This window comes from Microcystis aeruginosa NIES-4325 (assembly GCF_008974145.1).
Classification (GTDB): domain Bacteria; phylum Cyanobacteriota; class Cyanobacteriia; order Cyanobacteriales; family Microcystaceae; genus Microcystis; species Microcystis aeruginosa_G.
Window position 1 is genome coordinate 1 of sequence record NZ_BJKP01000022.1, and the last position, 19,487, is coordinate 19,487.

Genomic DNA, 19,487 nt, shown 5'->3' on the forward strand with positions numbered 1-19,487 from the left:
TTCGCCACGACCCCGGCGACTGTTCGAGTTTTGTCAGGGAGATTATGGTGGTGACCCTTGCTACGAAGCGGTCTTTTCTGACCAAGGTTGGGACGGTCTGCCACTTCTCTCAATATACAAGGTTGGGCTGAAGCCGTGAGCTCAGCGTTTGACCGAGCGTTCGACAAAAGCTCACGTCGAAGTCTCACGCCGAGGTCTGAACGGTTGAAGCATAAAACCCAACGACCGATCATGTTAGGCTACCGCTAACCCATCCTACTGGTTTGTTTCAGCTAATTTGGTGTATTAGAAAAATGCTATAAATTCTATAATCTAAGACTTTAAGCCGAAATCTATTGCCCTATTTTAGCTGAAACAGTCCACTACAAATAATTGTGCCTCCCTACTTATGAATGCTGATTTTGCACCTGTCCACCAGTCAACCTAGTTCTAGGTTTTAAAAATTTCCCAAAAAGATAGGCAATAATTATCGCCAAAATACTCTGGGGAGTAACCTAAATAACCAACCTCAAAAAAACTCTCTGCTACACTTGAGTCAGTAGATGCACCCTGATGAAAAAGGAGAGTCAAAGAAAGCTCTCCTTTTTTTTGTTGAGAAAGCAATCCGGGGGATTTAGCCGCGGTTAGCAGGTAGTTTCGCCTTGCGCGCCATGTCTTTGAAACCATTCAAACTCGGACCAGGGCGACGGCGAGACATAGTGGGAGTAATCAAGTATTTTGTCGCAAATTCCACTTCTTGCGGCTCTACTTTGCCGTTAGTAGCGGCTACGGGTGCCGGTGCGCTCACAGGAGCGGCGGGAGTTTCTTTTACTTGCTTTTCTTTCTTAATAGAAGTTTTTTGGGTTTTTTTCTCGGCTACAGGGGCGGCAGCAGACTCCACAGCAGGGGCGGGCGCATCCACAACAGGGGCGGCTGCTGCCGTGGTTACTGTTGCTTGTTGTTCACCATCGGTTTCTTTTAGTTCTAGGTAAAAGTCAGATTTTTTGCCACCAAAGAGATTTTTTAACATCGGGGATCACTCCGAGAGTTGGGAAAATGTAAAAGACTAGGTATTTAAAAATTTATCATTGACCGGGATCAGGCAGCAAACAAGATTATTGTCTTGACAATTTCTCTGCTTCATCTATTTTTCTTTGGATAATCACTACCAGAAAAAGGTTTTAAAAACAAGTTAAATTTACAAAAATTTACAAAAATTAAGGACGAGAAACCCCGACGCAAACAATGGCAAAAACTGCTGGAGACGTTGCTGACAACGTCTCCAGATTATTTATTGGGGATTTAGCTGGCTGCGGGTACACGGCTGCCGCTAACTCCGGGTACAGGACCACGACGAATATTGGTTTCCGTTTCGATGGGAACGAATTCAATATGATTGAGGAGGGTAGTAACAAAAGCAAAGAGTAAAAAAGGCAAAGAGAGGACGACGACTAACCCCACGGTAGCGAGGGCAAAAATTTGTCTAGTGCTACTCCAAAGAGCTAGAGTGGAAGCCAGAGTAAGAAAAATAACGATTAACCAAACGATTATTTGTCCGTAAATATCCCCGAAGGTGAGGGTGCAAACCATGCGATAGTTACGAAAATCCTTATCCATAACAGTAAACCCGTAGATAGTCAGTTATTGTCTCAGGGTAAGTCTAGAATCGTCAGCTTGGTCAATATTTAAAGGTTTTTATAAACACTTGTTGATAAATCTTTACAATTCTGCGCCGAGCGGGTGGCCAAATCTAGAGATAAGAGCGGTATTTTTTGGTTGCTCTCCTAAGAATTGATAAGAATTGCTAAGAATTAGCAAAAAACTGGCCAAAATTTTGGCGAACGCTCTTTACAATTAAGTTAGAAAGGCAAGGAGGAGCAAGCCTAATGAAAACTTTTGTTGAGCGTTATTGGTCTTGGTTTAATTGGACAACCCTAGCCATGGTTGTTCTCGGTTTCTGGTTAAGTGCCAGTTTCGTCATCGATTTAATCATTCTCCCCAGCTTATCCGTAGCTGGCATGATGACACAAAATGGCTTTGCCAGTGCTGGTTACTTGCTATTTGGCGTTTTTAACCATCTGGAATTAGTTTGTGCGGCGATTGTGCTGTGTAGCTTTGTTGTCTTCCACCGCTATCATACCTTAATCCATCTCCCCGAGCATCGATCGCTCCTATTCGCCGGTGTTCTCTTAGTAATCACCCTAATTTACACCTATTTTCTCACTCCCAATCTGAGCGCTATGGGTTTACTGGCTCCCGTTACTGCTTCGGGAATGTCGGGAGAAATGATGTCTTTGCAGATTGGTTACTGGTTTCTGGAAGTGGTTAAGGGTTTGATAGCTTTTACCCTGTTGCGCTGGTGTTGGCGAGATGCCTTTAAGTTAGCTTAACTATTAGCGGCAATATTGCGGTTATCTGAATAGTGAGGTAAGAAGCTTTCGGTATTAGGGAATAGGCAATCTTACGGCTTTTTCCCCCTTCCCTAGTCCAGTCTTAACCGGTGTGCTGGCAGCTTACCCCAAAGCAGACCAAACCTCTAACTTACTGACCACGCGACGAATCACCTCATCGGTAAACTCACTCATGGTCATTTGGCCCCCTAAATCGGGCGTTTTTTTGCCCTCGTGAATAGTTTCAAAGACACTTTCATAAATTGCCCGAGAAGCCTTGCGTGCTTCGCTGGTTTCGATATAACCTAACAAAGCTGCCGAGGCTAAAATCATCGCCATGGGATTAGCGATATTTTTGCCCTCTAAAGCGGGGGCCGTGCCGTGGGGAGCTTCTGCCATAATAGTTTTAACTGCTAATGTCTTCTCATCAAATCCCAAAACTAAACTTTCGGCCCCAGCAATACTGCCATAGAGTTGCAAGACAAAATCGGATAATAAATCGCCATCGCGATTAAGGGACGGAATCACCAAAGCTTCGCCGTCGGTTTGTAAAAGTAAGGCAAAAGTTGCATCAATTAACAGGGGTTGATAACGCACTTCTGGATGTCTTTGGGCTGCTGCGTCTAATTCCTCTTTAAACATCCCTTCGTAGGTGGCACTAACGGTGAATTTTGGGCCGCCAAATACCCGCGCCCCGGTTTTTTTGGCCTGTTGAAAGGTAAACTCGGCCACAGCGCGACTGGTAGCCCTAGAAATACGCGAGGTGCGATAGGCAATTTCATCGCTGGTGGCAGTGGTTTCTCGCCATTCTTTGGCCCCGTAGGCATCGTCAACGGCCATGCGGACAATTGCAATGGGAGAATAAACGCCCCCAATCGGACGAATACCGGGGATACGGCGACCGATGCGGAGAATTACCTGAGAATTCATTGCTTCTCTTAAAATAGCGTTAGGACTGCCCACATCTCCTTTAATTTCTGGGGTAATAGTGGCAGCTTTCAGGGCTAATCCGGTTTTGAGAGTCGCTTCGGCAGCCTCATGAACCACTTGATTGTTACTCTGGCGACGTTGGGCTAAACTAAGATCAAAATCGGCAAAGTTAAGCGGTTGACGAATTATCGAGGGTTGTAATACTCTCAGGGCTTCTAGTAATAGTTCTTCTCCAGTTTGGTCGCCGTGCATGACCACAATGGTGGGGATATTTTCAGCCATAATTTTTGAGTTTTAATAAAAATTTTCAAGTATATGTTAATGCTTAATTAGCTGGTTAATCGGCTAAAAAAGATACTTTTTACCTTAATTAATTCTGTAGTTTTATCAATCTTGCAGAAAAAAAATATATAATTAATATTATGCCCGATCGCTAATTTAACTTAGTCAATCGGGCAGTGGTGAGAATTAATTAAGCCAAGATTTAGAAAGCTTGTTCAACTTCGGCAATTTCTGGAATCATTTCCCGGAGACGGCGTTCGATGCCCATTTTTAGGGTCATGGTGGAACTGGGACAGGAACCGCAAGCGCCTTGAAGACGCACTTTGACGACTGGCCCGTCGATTTCGACTAATTCCACGTTACCACCATCGGACATCAGGTAGGGGCGCATTTCATCTAAGACTTTTTCGACGTTATCGGGAGTCAGTGTTAAAGACATAATCAGCCTCTGGTCAGAGATTTATTAGAGTGTAGTTGCTTCAATCCTAACGCTTTTTGGGCAAGGATAACCCTTAAGCTTCTAAAAGCTGTAGATTGATAAAAGTAAATTCTGTGGTGGATTTTTCGCCCCCGGCATCGATTGCGTTAATCACTTGACAGGAGGGTAAATAATAATTACCGATTTTTTCGTAGGTTTCCTTAAAGTCCCGTTTTCCCTTTAATTCATCGGTTTTAGCATTACGGAAAATGGCATTATAGCGAATAGAAATATAACCTTCTCCCGTATCGAGACTTTCCTCGGTATTAATAGTAAAAGCCATCGGTCCCATGACTCGACTGACTTGACAGATTTCCTGGCCGCGTACTTTATAATTAGACCCCATAGCATCGCCGGTGACAAGAATTTCTACCGCACCGGTGGGATCATCTTGCCCAAAATTAAACTGGTTTTTGCCGTGGGAAGCCTCAAAATTGCCTCTTTTACGGTGAGTAACGATGTCTCGCATTTGATTATAGATACTTTCTTGCACTTTCTCGTCATCAATGCCCTTTACTTCCACACTATAATCGGCATTAACTTGAATTTTGCCCGTATGGACTTCCTCCCCTTGGGTGAGGATAATATCAGCAGTGTAACCGGGGAATCGTTCATCCCAAGTGTAACGGTTTTCGTAGGCGGAGCGGAAAATATCTCGGGCGTTCGTCGTGGCTACAGTCATAATCGCTTTACTTGTGTTGATAACTCCATTTATATCATTGTCGCTGATTTTTTTGCCTCTGGCCGAGATTTCTAGAAAACTAGATGAATTCCACAGCTTAGGGAAAAGTCAGTTAGAATCGATCAATGACCCGTACCTTGCTCGATTGCCATAAATCTAAATAAGCAAAAAATAAACATGAGCAATTATGACAAAATTAAGTCCAAAAGTTACCGCAATTATTCGTTCTGGTGAACAACAAGGATATGTAGGTGAATGCGTGGAAATTTCGATTGTCACCCAGGGAAATACCTTAGATGAGGTGGTTAATAATCTCCAAGAAGCCATTTTACTGCATTTAGAGGGAGAAGACCCCAGGGAGTTCGGTCTAGTTGCCAAACCTTCTCTACAGATTATATTTGAGTTACAGCCAGAATATGCCTAAGCTGAAACAACTATCCGGCAAAGACATTATCAAAATTCTTGATCGATTTGGTTTTACTATTCACAGTCAACGAGGAAGTCACATAAAATTGCGTCGTGTCATCTCGGAGAGAAAGGAGACTTTAACTATTCCCAATCATCGGCAACTTGATCCCGGAACCTGTTACGCTATTTTTAGGCAAGCAAGTCAATATATTCCAGAATCAGAGCTTTATCCTTACTTCTATGACTTATAGAAAAAGTTAGGTAGTTGATCGGGGCGTATCCCGATAGTATTTGATGATCAAAAAATCGGGCTAAAATAGAAAAAACTCACCCTCAGCGACCACGGCGATGGCAGAAGAAACGGCGAAAATCAAGCTTTATCGGAAAACCTATCAACTTCCCCAACTAAATCGCCCCGATTTATTAGTTTTGCAGGATCAGATTCAAGAAAGACAGCAACTGATTAAAACCGGAAAACGGGTTCGCAATACATGGTTAGGATTGAGTAAAAAAGAAGAACCCCTCAATTTCGAGGAAACTTTTCAAGAATTAGAAAGATTAGTCGGGGACTATAACCAGTTAATCAGATTTCTCACCGACCATAAGGATGAATACCGGCGGTTTTTCCAGTCACTGACCGAGGAAATCAAGGAGGCAGTGGCGGTTAAATGCCAGAAATTGGCAGAAACAGAGCGAAAACGCCAATCTTTGGAGAATAGCATCGGCTCGGCCGACCTGCGAGATACCCTGAGACTACAGAAACAGCAGATTTTCCGCACCGTGATTCTCGTTGGTCGCGCCAGCTTGCTCATGCTCAAGAAAATCGACCTAATCAGCGAAAGTATCCAGAAATTAGCCGAAGATCAGGATACACAAAAACAGGTTTTCTCGAAAATGATCGGCGAGTTGAACGGGTACAAACAAGTGTATCAGTTGCAGCTGGAGTTAGATAGTCTGGAACAAGAAGCGATCGAAATGGCCAAAGTAGCCATTAATCTAGAACAATACCTAAAACCAATTATCGGACAGTTTCAAGGCTTGATCGATCGAGTAGTGACCATTGACGGGGAACTTTCCCGCAGTGTCAGCGAAGTGGAATCCCTCGTCCAGAACATTCTTAGTTCCGAATCGGCCGTATCTTTCCGCAAAAACGAGAATCTATCGGCTAGTTTGCTCAATTTCCTCGTCACCAGCGAAGAAAAGCGCGGCCGTTTAGCGATCGCATTAGAGCGAGCCGAGCAGGAAGGATGGCAATGGACGGAAGTGGAAATACCCGACGAGGAAATCGAACTCGAAACCGCCATTCAACGCATCAACAACCATGTAATCGAGAGAGTTGGGAATTTTATCACCTCCGTCGTCGGTGATTCTCCTATTCCTCAAACTTCATTTACCGAAAACCTACCCAATGGGATAACACTGGAGATGGTGAGCTTACCAGCAGGTGAATTTCTTATGGGATCTCCTGACAGTGATTCTCATGCTCAAAGTAGAGAAAAGCCTCAACACCAAGTTCAAGTCAACAGTTTTGCGATCGGGAAATATCCGGTGACTCAGGCACAATATGAAGCGGTAATGGGAACCAATCCCTCTCGGTTTAAAAATAATCGGCAAAATCCAGTAGAAAATGTTAGTTGGAATGACGCTCAAGCCTTTTGTAAGAAATTGAGTCAAATAACTGGGAAAACCTATCGCCTACCGACGGAAGCGGAATGGGAATATGCTTGTCGTGCGGGGACTACTACTCGCTATTATTTCGGTGATGATGCCGATCAGTTAGAAGATTACGCTTGGCATAAAGGAAATTCTCAGGATAAAACTCATCCTGTGGGACAGAAAAAGCCCAATGCTTGGGGACTGTATGACATGAGTGGCAATGTTTGGGAGTGGTGCGAGGACAATTGGCACGATAACTATATCGGAGCGCCAAAGGATGGATCGGCTTGGTTTATCAATAATGATAATCGTTCTCAGTTTCCTAAGTGTCTGCGGGGCGGTTCTTGGTTCATCGATCCAAATGTCTGCCGTTCCGCTTCCCGCTACCGGGACATCCCCGACGACGGCTACAGCAGCGGCGGTTTTCGGGTTGCGTGTGTCTCCCTAGGACTTTAACCCTCTGTTCTTTTGCTCTTTTGCCCTTTGTCTCCCTAGAAAGTGAATACGGGGTGAAATTATTCCATCGCGTCGGTCGTCATATCGAGATCACGGAAATAGGACGTTTACTGCAATTAGAAGCGCAACGCATTCTTACTCAGATAACTTTGACAGAAAGGGGACTGGCGGAATTTAACGACTTGCAACGGGGAGAACTACAATTAGGATCGAGTTTGACTATTGGTAACTATTGGCTGCCAGCAAAAATTAGCGATTTTCAGTAGCGCTATCCGGCAATTAAGATCAACTGCACCCTAGCTAATACGGAAGAAATCTGTCTGGGTAGGGCTAACGGTTCTAAGATAACTCGACCGACTTCTCGGCAACAAAAAGCGTTAGATTGATTAGGGGTTTCTTGAATTTGTACCCAGTAATGGGGCAGCAGAAATTCTCTTAATCCCTGCTACAGCACAGGTTATGGCTTTTTGTCAACGGGAAATTCCAGTAATAGAGACTACTTTGGGGTTGCTGTGTGAGGGTTGAAACTGTGGTGAAGATGTCGAAGACGATTTGAGGAACGCTGTTCAACGTGATGAAGGCCATGAAAATTGCCTAGCTAACTTGGCAAGCAAGCCTCTCAGGGCAACCTATACAAAAAAGACCGATCAAGCTAGACTCGTAAAAAGATAACTCCATCTAGAAGGCTTACCCTAGACTGGAAAGAACGTCGGAAAAATCTCGTCAGAAATAGGAGTCAATCGAGTTTATGCCAGAGCTTGCTGTACCATTAGAGCTTGATTTCACTAGCGAAACCTATAAATCAGCCTATAGTCGCATTAATGCCATCGTTATTGAAGGCGAATACGAGGCCAATAGCAATTATATTCAATTAGGAGAAATCCTCGCCGATAACAAAGAGGAGTTACACCGTCTGGCAAAAATGGAAAACCGTCACATGAAAGGTTTTCAAGCTTGCGGCCAAAATTTGCAAATCACTCCTGACATGGATTATGCCAAAGAATTCTTTTCCTCTCTGCACAATAACTTCCAAATTGCCTACGCAGAAGGTAAGGTTGTCACCTGTTTATTAATCCAATCTTTGATTATCGAAGCTTTTGCGATCGCAGCCTATAATATTTATATTCCTGTTGCTGATCCCTTTGCCCGTAAAATTACTGAAGGCGTAGTTAAAGACGAATATTTACATCTCAATTTTGGCGAAGAATGGCTAAAAGCGAACTTTGAAACTGCTAAAGAGGAATTAGAAGCGGCAAATCGCGCTAATCTGCCCATTGTCTGGAGAATGCTCAATCAAGTCGAGGATGATGCTCGCGTCCTCGGGATGGAAAAAGAGGCCCTCGTGGAAGACTTCATGATTAGCTACGGGGAAGCTTTAAGCAATATTGGTTTCAGCACCCGTGATATCATGCGGATGTCTGCCTACGGATTAACTGCTGTCTAAAGCTTGAGCGTCTAGATTTCTTTTTTCCCCTGCTGCCGCTCAACACAGAGCGGCTCTTTTGTGTATTATATTTAAGAGTCTTAACGATTTCTTAGCAATATCCTAATTTTTATCTAGTGCCATCTAGTTTAACGAAAGAACAATCAATGTTTGGTCTTATAGGTCATCTTACCAGTTTAGAACACGCCCAATCGGTCGCCGACGATCTAGGTTATCCTGAATATGCTAACCAGGGATTAGATTTTTGGTGTGCTGCTCCCCCGCAAATTGTCGATGATTTTCATGTCACCAGCATCACGGGGCAAACCATCACGGGTAAATACATCGAATCCTGTTTTTTACCAGAGATGTTGTCGAATCGTTGGGTAAAGTCGGCTATTCGTAAGGTGCTAAATGCCATGGCACTCGCTCAAAAAAGTGATATCAACATCACCGCACTCGGCGGTTTTTCTTCAATTATTTTCGAGGAATTTAATCTCAAAGATAATCGACAGGTGCGGAATATCGAGCTAGATTTTGGCCGTTTTACCACCGGTAACACCCACACCGCTTACGTCATCTCCACTCAGGTAGAAACCCTCGCTGAAAAAATGGGCATCGATTTAGCTCAATCTACCGTTGTGGTTTGCGGGGCAACCGGAGATATCGGCAGCGCCGTTTGTCGTTGGTTAAATGAAAAAACCGATACAAAAGAACTAATCTATGTGGCACGCAATCAAGAGCGTTTACAATCTCTGCAAGAGGAGTTAGGACGCGGTAAAATTCTTCCCCTAGAGGAGGCTTTACCCCTAGCTGATATCATTGTTTGGGTGGCTAGTATGCCTAAAGGAGTGGAAATTGATGTGGATAAACTCAAACGCCCCTGCATTATTATTGATGGTGGTTATCCGAAAAATTTAGGCATGGTATTAAATGCCCCCGATATTTCGGTGATTAAGGGCGGCATTGTCGAGCATTCCCTCGATATTGACTGGAAAATTATGAAAATCGTTAATATGGATATTCCCTCTCGTCAAATGTTTGCCTGTTTTGCTGAGGCGATTTTATTAGAGTTGGAGGGTTGGCAAACTAATTTTTCTTGGGGACGCAATCAAATTACCGTCCCTAAAATGGAACAAATCGGCGCAGCTTCCCGCAAACACGGGTTTCAACCTTTGCTATTTTAATTAATTTATCTAGAATGTCATTGGGTTCATCCCACAACCCACTGCTAAGTTCAGCAATCAAAGAATCATCGATTGGCCTTGGATCCATCGCTTTTCTCTATGTTTTCAACCCATCAAGTCTATTTGCAGGGTAAGCGCATCTTAAAAATCCTTGACAAAATGAACTTTATGTGAGTTGCTTACCCAGAGAGCGATTCAGGAATATTTGAGGAGAATTTGCCATCTCAATTGTTAAGCAAAAATTGACCAAATGGGTCGATTTCGCAACTATTCTGATTGACTGGTATCACTTGAAATGCCCACACAGCAAACGGATCAAAAAATTGGTCAATTGTCAATAGCGTTTGAGATGCTCTCACCCTGAATCATCCGACTCTTTATACTCAGATCAAAAACTGGTTTGAGCAAGCTCAAGCACATCAATTTGATGGTATTCAATTTAGTTATGATTACCGTCTGGAAAAAGGTCATCATCGCCTCGAAAAACGTTGGTGCGGGGCTGGTACCCTTAGAAGCTTTCGGCGGTCTTTATCAACAAGCTCAATGGCTAGGACTTCAAAGTATTATCATGGTTAAACGAGTTCGTCATCTTTGGAATAAAACCACTTGTGAAGTCCAATTTTATCTCAGTTCTCTCCCTGCTGATGCTCAAAAAATAGGTAATGCTATCCGACGTAGTCTGGCACAAAAAAGTAAACGGGCGGCCATGGATAATAACTATATGATGGCTGTGCTGAAAGCCTTTTGTCAAGCCTAATTGAGATGCTCTTACCCTGACATGATGGTATCTAGAATTTATTTGGTCAGATAGGAGAGAAACAGGAAAGAATTGAAATATTGGATTGGTATCATTTAATCGAAAACCTCTATAAAGTTGGCGGGTCATTCCAGCGAATTGAGGAGGTAAAATGTTTTCTATGGAAGGGGGAAGTGGACGCGGTTATCTCTTGTGCGCGAAGGATGGTCAGAGCCGCAAGTGGAGAATTTTATTACTTATTTGAACAAGCATAAACATCGAATTGTCAATTATGGTTATTTGCAGGCGGAGGGCATTTCCATTGGCTCTGGCTCCGGGTCATCAAAAATTAAACAAATTGCTCATCGTCTTAAAATTACTGGTGCAAGTTGGGAATCTGGTAATGTACTGCAAGTCCTTCTTCATCGCTGTGCTTATCTAAATGGTTGCCTTTTTTAACTTTTTTATTGATCTCATTAAGCATTTCTAGTTATTGCAAAGGTGAGATGCTCCCAATTTAATCTCTCTAAACGAACACCTGTTCTCACTGGCTTATATGTAAAGTTTTGTGTAGAAGCTCAACATTTCTGAATTGTGGTATACTGCGACTTGTGGCAGCCTTTTAATATTTATAATCAAAAACTATAGATGTTTACTTCATACGCTCAGAACTTTGAAGATGTAATTCTCAATCGAATTTTTAAAGATAAAGAATCGGGTTTCTATATCGATATCGGAGCGCACCATCCCGTTTACGATTCAGTTACAAAAGCTTTTTACGACCGAGGTTGGCGGGGTATAAATGTAGAACCCGTACGGGATTTTTTTGAACTCTTACAGCGAGATAGACCCCAAGATGTTAATTTAAACTTAGCGGTTGGCGAGCAAAAAACAACACTTGAATTTTTCGAGTTACAGGGTAGTGGTTTTTCAACACTCGATAGGAATATCGCCATCAAACTAGCTGCCGAGAGGCAATTAGCTCTATCTTGTTACGAGGTAAGCGTTACTACCCTCGCCGAAATTTGCCAGAAATATGGCTCTATTGCCATTGATTTTCTTAAGATCGACGTAGAAGGATGGGAAGAGCAAGTAATAGCGGGAAACGATTGGGACACTTTCAGACCTACCGTAATTATTATTGAAGCGACTATTCCTAATTCTACCGTTCGTCGTGAGACTAATATTGCCAGTTTTTTAGAGGAAAAAAGCTATGATTTAGTTTATTTTGACGGATTAAATGATTATTACCTAGCGAAAGAATCTAGTCAATTTAGATTTCATTTTCAAACTCCTCCTAACGTCTTCGATAATTTTAGTCTTTTTAGAATTAAAGATTTAACCGATCAAACGATTCTTCTAAATAAAAGTATACAAGAACGGGATAGAGAAATAACCATATTAAACCAATGTTTGGAAGACGAACGATTTGAATCTCAACGTCTATCTCGAGCGCTAAAAAAACTAAAATTGTTTAAAGATGAGCAGGTCAAATACTATCAAATCAAAGAAAGTGAACTACAAATACTAATATCTCAACTGAACCACAAGATTCTAGATTTAGAAGCCTTAAAAACTGATTTATACCAAGCCCAAGAGAAAATTTTAGCCATGGAAAGTAGTAAATTTTGGAAACTTAGATCTTTTTGGTTCCGCTTGAGAAAACGACTGGGAATCTCTGGGGATTAAATAATATAACAAAACTTGATTGCGACAGAAAAAAATTTAGCAATATATGAAATTTTGAATTGACAGAGTCAAGAAATAATAACAAACCAATTAATTTTTTGCACAAGGAAACTACAAATGAGTCAAGAACTAGAGATGAAGGTCGAGTCCAATTTATCTTCATTTGCCAGCGGTCAAAATCAAAAAACATTGGCAATTATCACAATTTGTTCTAATAACTATTTCCCTTACGCTAGAGTTTTATTTTCCTCTTTGCGTCGCTATCATCCAGAAGCAGCCCTATTTTTATGCCGAGCCGACAATAAATCAAACCTAGAATTAGGTATCGAAGGGGTCAAAATTATTGAGGTACAAGATTTAGATATACCTAATTTTTTTGATTTTGCTTTTCGGTACGATATAATGGAGTTTAACACAGCAGTTAAACCATTTGTAATACGACTACTGTTGGAAAAATGGGATTTTGGGCGAGTCATTTATCTGGATCCTGATATCGAGTTATTTGCCCCGATGACCGTTGTTATTGAAGCACTCGCAAAAGGTGCGGATTTTGTTTTAACTCCCCACATCACTGCACCAGCCGAAACGGATTACTATCCAGACGATATCGCAATGATGAGGTCTGGAATTTATAATCTCGGCTTTTTGGCCGTTAGTAACAGTGAGTCTACTCTAATTTTTCTTCATTGGTGGGGGAGACGACTAAGATTTTACTGCTTAAATCAAATTGACAGGGGGATTTTTGTCGATCAAAAATTTATCGACCTACTACCGAGTTTCTGCGAGCGGGTGAAAATTTTACGCCATCCTAATCTTAATGTCGCCTATTGGAATTTATGGCAACGTAATTTAGAAAAAACTCCAGAAGGATGGCGAGTTAACGGAGAACCTTTAATCTTCTTCCATTTTAGTGGAATCGACGTTAAAAGTCATGCCCGTCTTTCCAAGCACACCTCTAGGTATAAAGAGAATTTAGAACCTGTTCTACAAAATTTAATCTCCTACTATATCGCTCAGTTAAAACAATTTGGCATTAAGGAAATTCAAATGCTGGATTACGGTTACGGTAGTTTTAGCAATCAAGTTCCGATCACTAATCTGATGCGATGGTGCTATAGAGAAATCGAGGAGACTTGGGTAGATAATCCCTTTCAAACTTTCCATAAATTTCTCAATGAACCCTACTGGCAAGGTGCTGCAAAAGGCCTATATCCTTTGACTAATTTAATGTACTATTTTTGGGCGAAAGAGTCCAATCTACAGAAGCTATTCGATCTAGACGATCCCGATGGACGAAAAAATTACGCTAAATGGTTTATTCAAAACGCCACCGAGCACCGCATTGATGAATATTTTGTGTCTCCCATTCTCGATCGCTTTGCCGAACAATTTAGCTTACCCCGCTCGTCTTCATCTCGCCGTCCCATCGATCCAAGCGAATGTGATGTTTGTGTTATCGGCTACCTTAAAGCAGAGATGGGAGTGGGACAAGCGGGACGATCGGTTTTGAAAAGTTTGGCGACGACTGGGGCGAAAGTCCAGGGCTTTAACGTATCCGTCAATGTGACCGCCCGTCAATCCGATCGCTCTGTTGCGTCGCTTCTCTCGTCCATACCCGATGCCCGCGTACAGATTTACTCGGTTAATGCCGATCAACTCGCCGTCGTTTCCGAGGCAGTTGCCCCGTTATGCCAACGATCGCCCCAGTATCGAATTAATATGCCTTTTTGGGAAATCAGTCGGTTTCCCAGTGATTGGATCGCTTCCTATGGAGACTTCGACGAGGTTTGGGCTCCCACGCGCTTTATCCAAGCGAGTGTACAGGGAACTTTAGACCTGCCAGTTGTTTGGATGCCGCCTGCCGTTGCCTTAACGGATTTCGAGTCGGTCGATCGAAGTCAATTTAACCTTCCTGCGGAGGCTTTTCTGTTCCTGTTCAACTTCGATTTTTCCTCCTACTCAACACGCAAAAACCCCCTGGCCGTGATCGAGGCTTACCGCCTCGCTTTTCGTCGTCGTCCCCTCAAAGTTGCCACTGCTCTGGCGATCAAAACAATGGGACGGGATGCGGACGGAAAGAATTTAGAACTACTCTTAAAAATGACCGAGGAAGAATCAGACATCATTATTATTAACGAGCAAATGACTTACAGCGAAGTCCTTAGTCTAATGAATTGCTGCGATTGTTATGTCTCGCTACATCGCTCGGAAGGATTCGGTTACACTTTGGCGGAAGCCATGCTACTCGGCAAACCAGTGATCGCCACCGATTATTCTGGAACGAGAGACTTTGTCGATCAAACCACTGCGTTTCCAGTCAAGTATAGATTGAAATCCCTCGAAAGGGATGACTACCCTTTTGGGGAGGGACAGAAATGGGCTGACCCCGATCTCGACCATGCGGCCTGGCTGATGCGGAGAGTTATTGAAGATGAACCCGATACTGGCAGAATCGCCCTCGCAGGAAGACACAAAATTCAAAGTACCTATTCTCCTGATCTGGTCGGTCAACGCTATCTCGATCGCCTCCGAAAAATCGGTGTTCTTTAGACGCTATCGATAACCTTTTTGTTCAGGGTAACCGCACGTTGATTGAGTTCTGAAATTCTGAGAAGTTGGCCTAAAATTCGATGGCTAACTCAGGCTTGTGTCTGAACCGATCACCAACATCTCTAGCTCTTGTATCGCTCTTCCGGGAGTCTTAGGAGAACCATAATCTTCTCCAATTTCTTACAACTAAACAAGAATTAAAAATGCTAGAATGAGAGTGAGGATGAAAGGTGATTTACGAGATTCGCTGGGATTGTTAAAGGGCTTAAACTGCGGAGGTATCTTCGAGCGAACACAACCCAAAGTCAGGCGGGTTTTTGTAAATCTTTACAACGGTTTATAACAATTAAAGTCCGAATCGATAAGTCGGGGAGGATCGCCATGAGGATTTCTAATGCTGTATTACTAATACCTAACCTTGAGGTTCAAGAGGAGGTTCCCGACCTCGTAAACATTAACGGGTTAACCCCTTACCAGGTGATCGATGATTTCAGCGGACAAGATATTGGTCAGCCCGAGGATGGGGTAACTCCCGTCCCGTCAGTAGAATCTGACAGCGGACTAATCCAAGGGTCAGAAAAACTGGTTAGCGTTGCCGCGACCTTTCAAAACCCGATTCAATTTCCTCTGACGATAAACTCATTGGATGACCAGTCGATCAGAGGGGGGGATGATAAACAAGTTCAGCCTGATCACTCTGCTCAAGAAGTTTTTGATGGTGGTGGGATCACTGCGTCGCCAGTATTGATGGCCTTCGACAATCAGGATGACTCTTCTCTGATGGAGGCTCAGGAAGCTAGTGTCATGAGGGTGGATACCGCCGTGGCGGCCACAATCCCGGTGGCAGTGCCCTTTACTCCAGTTTTGCCGCCAGCTGCGATCCCGGTGACAGTGCCCTTTACTCCAGTTTTGCCACCAGTAACTCAACCGATTACGATTTCTCCACCTAGAACTATTACTATTGGCGGACAAACAGTTGTTGTCGATCAACAACTGGTTAGTTCTGCGGTGAACGCTTTGTTTGCCTCGGTGAGATTTATGGAACAAGACCAATTATTGAACAATCCGGTTGTCCGTTTCTCTAATCAAAACGTTCCTGGAACTCATTTCTATAGTGCTAGTGCCGATGAGGTTACGAATGTTGTATTGAACTATCCAGAATTTCAATTAGATGGCATTGCTTTCCTCGTTGGCATCCAACCGGGAGACAATCTCTTACCTGTTCATCGCTTTGCCAATCAAAACGTCCCTGGAACTCACTTCTACACTGCCAGCGAGGTGGAAAGACAAAATGTCGTCGCCAACTACCCGGAATTTCGCTACGATGGCATCGCCTATTACGTCTTCGACACGACTGCTAATCTCGGAACCGATGTACATCGTTTCTCGAATCAGACCGTCCCCGGAACCCATTTCTATACCGCTAGTCAGGCGGAATACCAAAACGTCCTGGCGAACTATCCTCAGTTTCGTTACGACGGCATAGCTTACGAGGTGAACATTTTGTAAACATCCGAGATAAATTGCTAAATCGCGTCAGATTCAAATCTCAGTGGGGGCAAAGTTACTGCCCCTACTCCGTAGTATAGATAGTGGCGATTTACTATCTAAAACTCAGCCGTGTTGCATAAATATTAAATGTTTATTGTGGTAGGGGCTTTTGGTTGGACAGGGTTGTTACACTGGGAATGTAGCAAATATCTTCAAACTCAGGAGGTGATTTCCTCCATGTGCGCTACATCATTTCCTTCTTTGGACATTCACGCAATCGCCAGCGAACCAGTCGCTGTCAACATCAGTCTAGAAGCTCCCCCCCTCGGTCCCCGAAACTGGCTGGACGGGGTTTTTACTCGCTACCGGTTGCGCTCGATTTCTGACTCGCTACTGGAGTAGGGTTATTGAGTTTCACATCTCAAAGGAAACGCTATAGCACCCTCGAGTTTGAGATGGGAGAAGATTATAGCGGTTCTCGTATCTGTGCGGCACACTTAAACCTTTGCTGATTAAGTTGTTCAGGATCGGGAATGTACCTCTTGTGAATCAGAAACGCTATATATGAATATGTTATTACAAAACACCAACTTTGCGGGACTCGAACAATACAGCGACCCGTATATTCCTCTAGAACAATCCCTAACTACCGCTGCTTCTTGGCTAAAGGGATTTCTAAGTCGTGATGATTTTATCCCGAAAATTCAATTAGCTTTTGGCGACACAGTGGATGGGAATGAGGCTAAACTGCTTATTGGGCAATTGGCACGAAGAGAGCCTGATGTCTTACCTAAAATCGAGATTCGCTCTTCTGCGGAGATTAGTGGCGCGAGGGGAGCCTTCTCTGGCAGTAACTATACGATATATCTGTCACGGGAGTTCCTCGAACAAAATAGTAACAATCAAGGCGCAATTATCCCTGTCATCCTAGAGGAATTGGGACACAGTGTTGACTGGAAATTGCATCCTGGTTTAGATACTCCTGGTGATGAAGGGGAATTGTTTTCTGCTTTGGTGCGGGGAGTGGCGTTAAGTGAATCCGAATTACAACGGCTAAAAACAGAAGATGATAGGGGTGTTGTCACAATTGATGGGCAAGTTGTTGAGCTAGAGCAAGCTACTAACGTGTTCCTCCAATATCCTCTCTTGGAACCTTCAGGTGTTGTTGTCGATAACCAAGACAATATCTTAATTGATATAAATAATTTTGTCCAATTGGGAGGTCCACTTATTGCAAAATTTTCTTCTGGCGGTAAACAAATTGGTACTACTACTAATTCGATTTCTCTTGGCGTGAAGTTGGCTTCTATTCCTGACAGCAATATAGCTTTAGGATTAGGCAGAGATGGACAATTATTTTCCCTCGACTTAAACACATTAGCAGTTGACTCTTTATTTAATGTCAAAACACTGAATATAGATACCAGTTCGGTCTATGATCTTGTGACGACATTACCTCTTAAAAATCCTGGAGAAATTCAGCCACAAAACGCACTTTACAATGACATAGCAATTCAGCGGGGAAGCAACTTTCTTGACCTATTTATCACGGGTGATAGTCTCTCTGGTCTTGCTCCGTTCGTTATGAAAGTTCGTATTGAGCCGAACAAATCACCTCAAGCAAAAGTAATAATGTCGGGAATAGGAATTAATTTATACCCTCCTAGTGGTCGAGCTAATTTTCCTGCTCCAGGCATTGCGGTCAACTTCCAGGGAACAGTCCTCACAGCGTTACCTACACGCGAATCTGGTGGAAATGCCCTTACTCGTTTAATAACGTTTCCAAGCGATTTTAACCCTTCAGGTGGCATCAAACCGGGAGTTGTGCCCTATAGTCCCCTTGAAAGCTTTGGGATGACATCTGATAGTGCTGGAAACTTTTATGTGGATGCAGACATTGGAATTGTTAAGAAAGTATTGATCCTCCCTGCTAATGCTGGCAAAGTCGTTTATGAAGAAACGCTCTTGACAGAGAATTCTGTGTCGGGGAATTTGACTTTGTATCCGGGAGATGTTGCGATTGATCCATCCTGGACAAAAGGGTATGTCACTTACAACAATGCAGGCTTCGATCCAATAACTGGGTCTTACGGCACAGATTATGTATACACTTTCGATGTTCCTCTCAACCCCAACCCCAACCCTAACTCTTCAGATCTATTAAACTTGCTTAATACTCCATTTAACCGCTTCCAAAACATTGGCGTGCCAGGGACTTACCTGTTCGCTGGTCCATCAGAAACAGCAAATATTCGCCAAAACTTTCCAGGGTTCAACGAAGAAGGGTTGGCTTTTCAGGTAGGTGTTGAACCGAATGACGATTTGTTGCAATTCACCCGCTTTCAAAACACTCAAAGACCAGGGACTTACCTGTTTGCCGGGCCAGAAGAAGCCGCCAACATCCGCCAGAACTTTCCTGGTTTTAAAGAAGAAGGTGTGGCATTTTACGCCTTAGATTCGAGCCGAAACTTGGGAACGCAAATGTATCGCTTTCAAAACAGTAGTGTACCGGGAACTTATCTATTTGCTGGGCCAACAGAGAAGGATAATATTCTCGCTAACTTCCCCAACTTCCGTTTAGAAGGAGAAGCCTTTGAAGTGGTAGGGTAATCTGAATCAAACTTTAAAAACCAAGTTAGGGATTGTTTCTCCCTGCTCCAGTACTCCCAACTCTACTATACCTTTTAAACAGGATTTAGTATGATAAATACCTGAGAAAAACTGCTCAGTTTCAAGTTATCGCTCTTCTGGGACTCTGGCAAAAGTCTTACAGGCTCTAAACTCTAGCTCTCTTATGGGGTAAGCCTTCAAGCTATCGCTAACTAACAGAAACCCGAAATTTGAGTTTTTATTAGAAAAAAGGTTAGCGTTCGCTTGTCAACCGAGGGTTTCAGAATCTGGATTCGGTCAGGGATTTCCGAAAGTTCCAGAAGAGCTATAAATAGGAGTGAGTGCTTGACTTTGCTGGCGGCTTGGGTTATGATAGTCTTATAATCGGATGTTTATGTCTATCTATAAGCGCTTAGATAGATATTATAAATAAACTCTTTTAAAAAAATTATCCCAAAATCTCCCGACAAAAGCAAGCAAAATTTTGCCATCAATTGTTAAATTTTGTTAAGAAAAATCCTAAGAGTGGCAAGGAAGAGA

General features: G+C 43.0%; 17 protein-coding genes and 2 pseudogenes. 14 read left to right on the forward strand and 5 right to left on the reverse strand.

Features of this window, described 5'->3' with window-relative positions; all coding sequences use genetic code 11:
• Positions 1–613: 613 nt before the first annotated feature.
• The gene (locus tag MiAbW_RS12815) at positions 614–1,009 is read right to left on the reverse strand and encodes a hypothetical protein (protein WP_151696428.1); all 396 of its coding nucleotides are present in this window, start codon (positions 1,007–1,009) and stop codon (positions 614–616) included.
• A 272-nt stretch (positions 1,010–1,281) separates the two neighbouring features.
• Entirely contained in the window at positions 1,282–1,596 is a 315-nt protein-coding gene (locus MiAbW_RS12820; protein ID WP_151696429.1) for a hypothetical protein, read from the reverse strand.
• Positions 1,597–1,865: 269 nt separating this feature from the next.
• Here MiAbW_RS12820 and MiAbW_RS12825 point away from each other — a divergent pair, with 269 nt between their 5' ends.
• Positions 1,866–2,369, forward strand: a complete 504-nt coding sequence (locus MiAbW_RS12825; RefSeq protein ID WP_151696430.1) for a hypothetical protein — start codon at positions 1,866–1,868, stop codon at positions 2,367–2,369.
• A 123-nt stretch (positions 2,370–2,492) separates the two neighbouring features.
• Here MiAbW_RS12825 and MiAbW_RS12830 read toward each other — a convergent pair whose 3' ends face one another.
• From MiAbW_RS12830 to MiAbW_RS12840, 3 genes are all read right to left on the reverse strand, one after another.
• Positions 2,493–3,581, reverse strand: a complete 1,089-nt coding sequence (locus MiAbW_RS12830) for an isocitrate/isopropylmalate family dehydrogenase (protein WP_151696431.1) — start codon at positions 3,579–3,581, stop codon at positions 2,493–2,495.
• Positions 3,582–3,783: 202 nt separating this feature from the next.
• Positions 3,784–4,020, reverse strand: coding sequence for a NifU family protein (locus MiAbW_RS12835; protein WP_002783516.1), 237 nt, complete (start codon positions 4,018–4,020; stop codon positions 3,784–3,786).
• Between the two features lie 73 nt (positions 4,021–4,093).
• On the reverse strand, positions 4,094–4,741 hold the full coding sequence (locus tag MiAbW_RS12840) for a DUF3386 domain-containing protein (protein WP_151696432.1): 648 nt from the start codon (positions 4,739–4,741) through the stop codon (positions 4,094–4,096).
• 187 nt (positions 4,742–4,928) lie between these two features.
• Here MiAbW_RS12840 and MiAbW_RS12845 point away from each other — a divergent pair, with 187 nt between their 5' ends.
• The 13 genes and pseudogenes from MiAbW_RS12845 (at position 4,929) to MiAbW_RS12905 (ending at position 18,947) form a co-directional block, all read left to right on the forward strand.
• On the forward strand, positions 4,929–5,165 hold the full coding sequence (locus MiAbW_RS12845; protein WP_002753114.1) for a type II toxin-antitoxin system HicB family antitoxin: 237 nt from the start codon (positions 4,929–4,931) through the stop codon (positions 5,163–5,165).
• Positions 5,158–5,400: a type II toxin-antitoxin system HicA family toxin gene (locus tag MiAbW_RS12850; protein WP_002735126.1), complete on the forward strand. Its 243-nt coding sequence runs from the start codon at positions 5,158–5,160 to the stop codon at positions 5,398–5,400. Before MiAbW_RS12845 ends, MiAbW_RS12850 begins: the two co-directional genes overlap by 8 nt.
• Positions 5,401–5,497: 97 nt before the next feature.
• Entirely contained in the window at positions 5,498–7,261 is a 1,764-nt protein-coding gene (locus MiAbW_RS12855; RefSeq protein WP_151696433.1) for a formylglycine-generating enzyme family protein, read from the forward strand.
• Positions 7,262–7,293: 32 nt separating this feature from the next.
• Positions 7,294–7,599: pseudogene (locus MiAbW_RS12860) on the forward strand (LysR family transcriptional regulator); the annotation flags it as partial.
• A 410-nt stretch (positions 7,600–8,009) separates the two neighbouring features.
• A complete protein-coding gene (locus MiAbW_RS12865; protein WP_151696434.1) occupies positions 8,010–8,705 on the forward strand; it encodes an aldehyde oxygenase (deformylating) in 696 nt (231 codons plus the stop codon).
• Between the two features lie 146 nt (positions 8,706–8,851).
• Positions 8,852–9,871: a long-chain acyl-[acyl-carrier-protein] reductase gene (locus tag MiAbW_RS12870; protein WP_151696435.1), complete on the forward strand. Its 1,020-nt coding sequence runs from the start codon at positions 8,852–8,854 to the stop codon at positions 9,869–9,871.
• A 427-nt stretch (positions 9,872–10,298) separates the two neighbouring features.
• Positions 10,299–10,628 (forward strand): hypothetical protein, encoded by a 330-nt coding sequence (locus MiAbW_RS12875; RefSeq protein ID WP_238707278.1) that lies wholly within the window; start codon positions 10,299–10,301, stop codon positions 10,626–10,628.
• A 20-nt stretch (positions 10,629–10,648) separates the two neighbouring features.
• Positions 10,649–11,066: pseudogene (locus MiAbW_RS12880) on the forward strand (ISKra4 family transposase); the annotation flags it as partial.
• 189 nt (positions 11,067–11,255) lie between these two features.
• A complete protein-coding gene (locus MiAbW_RS12885; RefSeq protein WP_151696436.1) occupies positions 11,256–12,296 on the forward strand; it encodes an FkbM family methyltransferase in 1,041 nt (346 codons plus the stop codon).
• 117 nt (positions 12,297–12,413) lie between these two features.
• Positions 12,414–14,846 (forward strand): glycosyltransferase, encoded by a 2,433-nt coding sequence (locus MiAbW_RS12890; protein WP_202981356.1) that lies wholly within the window; start codon positions 12,414–12,416, stop codon positions 14,844–14,846.
• A gap of 381 nt (positions 14,847–15,227) precedes the next feature.
• Positions 15,228–16,355 (forward strand): hypothetical protein, encoded by a 1,128-nt coding sequence (locus MiAbW_RS12895; RefSeq protein WP_151696437.1) that lies wholly within the window; start codon positions 15,228–15,230, stop codon positions 16,353–16,355.
• A gap of 129 nt (positions 16,356–16,484) precedes the next feature.
• Positions 16,485–16,739 (forward strand): hypothetical protein, encoded by a 255-nt coding sequence (locus MiAbW_RS12900; RefSeq protein ID WP_151696438.1) that lies wholly within the window; start codon positions 16,485–16,487, stop codon positions 16,737–16,739.
• A gap of 162 nt (positions 16,740–16,901) precedes the next feature.
• Entirely contained in the window at positions 16,902–18,947 is a 2,046-nt protein-coding gene (locus MiAbW_RS12905) for a hypothetical protein (RefSeq protein ID WP_151696439.1), read from the forward strand.
• Positions 18,948–19,487: the final 540 nt, after the last annotated feature.

What these genes read in the sequence shown, in the direction of transcription:
- MiAbW_RS12815 (WP_151696428.1), bottom strand. Translation starts at nt 1,009, where the DNA reads ATGTTAAAAAATCTCTTTGGTGGCAAAAAATCTGACTTTTACCTAGAA.
- MiAbW_RS12820 (WP_151696429.1), bottom strand. Translation starts at nt 1,596, where the DNA reads ATGGATAAGGATTTTCGTAACTATCGCATGGTTTGCACCCTCACCTTC.
- MiAbW_RS12825 (WP_151696430.1), top strand. Translation starts at nt 1,866, where the DNA reads ATGAAAACTTTTGTTGAGCGTTATTGGTCTTGGTTTAATTGGACAACC.
- MiAbW_RS12830 (WP_151696431.1), bottom strand. Translation starts at nt 3,581, where the DNA reads ATGGCTGAAAATATCCCCACCATTGTGGTCATGCACGGCGACCAAACT.
- MiAbW_RS12835 (WP_002783516.1), bottom strand. Translation starts at nt 4,020, where the DNA reads ATGTCTTTAACACTGACTCCCGATAACGTCGAAAAAGTCTTAGATGAA.
- MiAbW_RS12840 (WP_151696432.1), bottom strand. Translation starts at nt 4,741, where the DNA reads ATGACTGTAGCCACGACGAACGCCCGAGATATTTTCCGCTCCGCCTAC.
- MiAbW_RS12845 (WP_002753114.1), top strand. Translation starts at nt 4,929, where the DNA reads ATGACAAAATTAAGTCCAAAAGTTACCGCAATTATTCGTTCTGGTGAA.
- MiAbW_RS12850 (WP_002735126.1), top strand. Translation starts at nt 5,158, where the DNA reads ATGCCTAAGCTGAAACAACTATCCGGCAAAGACATTATCAAAATTCTT.
- MiAbW_RS12855 (WP_151696433.1), top strand. Translation starts at nt 5,498, where the DNA reads ATGGCAGAAGAAACGGCGAAAATCAAGCTTTATCGGAAAACCTATCAA.
- MiAbW_RS12865 (WP_151696434.1), top strand. Translation starts at nt 8,010, where the DNA reads ATGCCAGAGCTTGCTGTACCATTAGAGCTTGATTTCACTAGCGAAACC.
- MiAbW_RS12870 (WP_151696435.1), top strand. Translation starts at nt 8,852, where the DNA reads ATGTTTGGTCTTATAGGTCATCTTACCAGTTTAGAACACGCCCAATCG.
- MiAbW_RS12875 (WP_238707278.1), top strand. Translation starts at nt 10,299, where the DNA reads ATGGTATTCAATTTAGTTATGATTACCGTCTGGAAAAAGGTCATCATC.
- MiAbW_RS12885 (WP_151696436.1), top strand. Translation starts at nt 11,256, where the DNA reads ATGTTTACTTCATACGCTCAGAACTTTGAAGATGTAATTCTCAATCGA.
- MiAbW_RS12890 (WP_202981356.1), top strand. Translation starts at nt 12,414, where the DNA reads ATGAGTCAAGAACTAGAGATGAAGGTCGAGTCCAATTTATCTTCATTT.
- MiAbW_RS12895 (WP_151696437.1), top strand. Translation starts at nt 15,228, where the DNA reads ATGAGGATTTCTAATGCTGTATTACTAATACCTAACCTTGAGGTTCAA.
- MiAbW_RS12900 (WP_151696438.1), top strand. Translation starts at nt 16,485, where the DNA reads ATGTTTATTGTGGTAGGGGCTTTTGGTTGGACAGGGTTGTTACACTGG.
- MiAbW_RS12905 (WP_151696439.1), top strand. Translation starts at nt 16,902, where the DNA reads ATGAATATGTTATTACAAAACACCAACTTTGCGGGACTCGAACAATAC.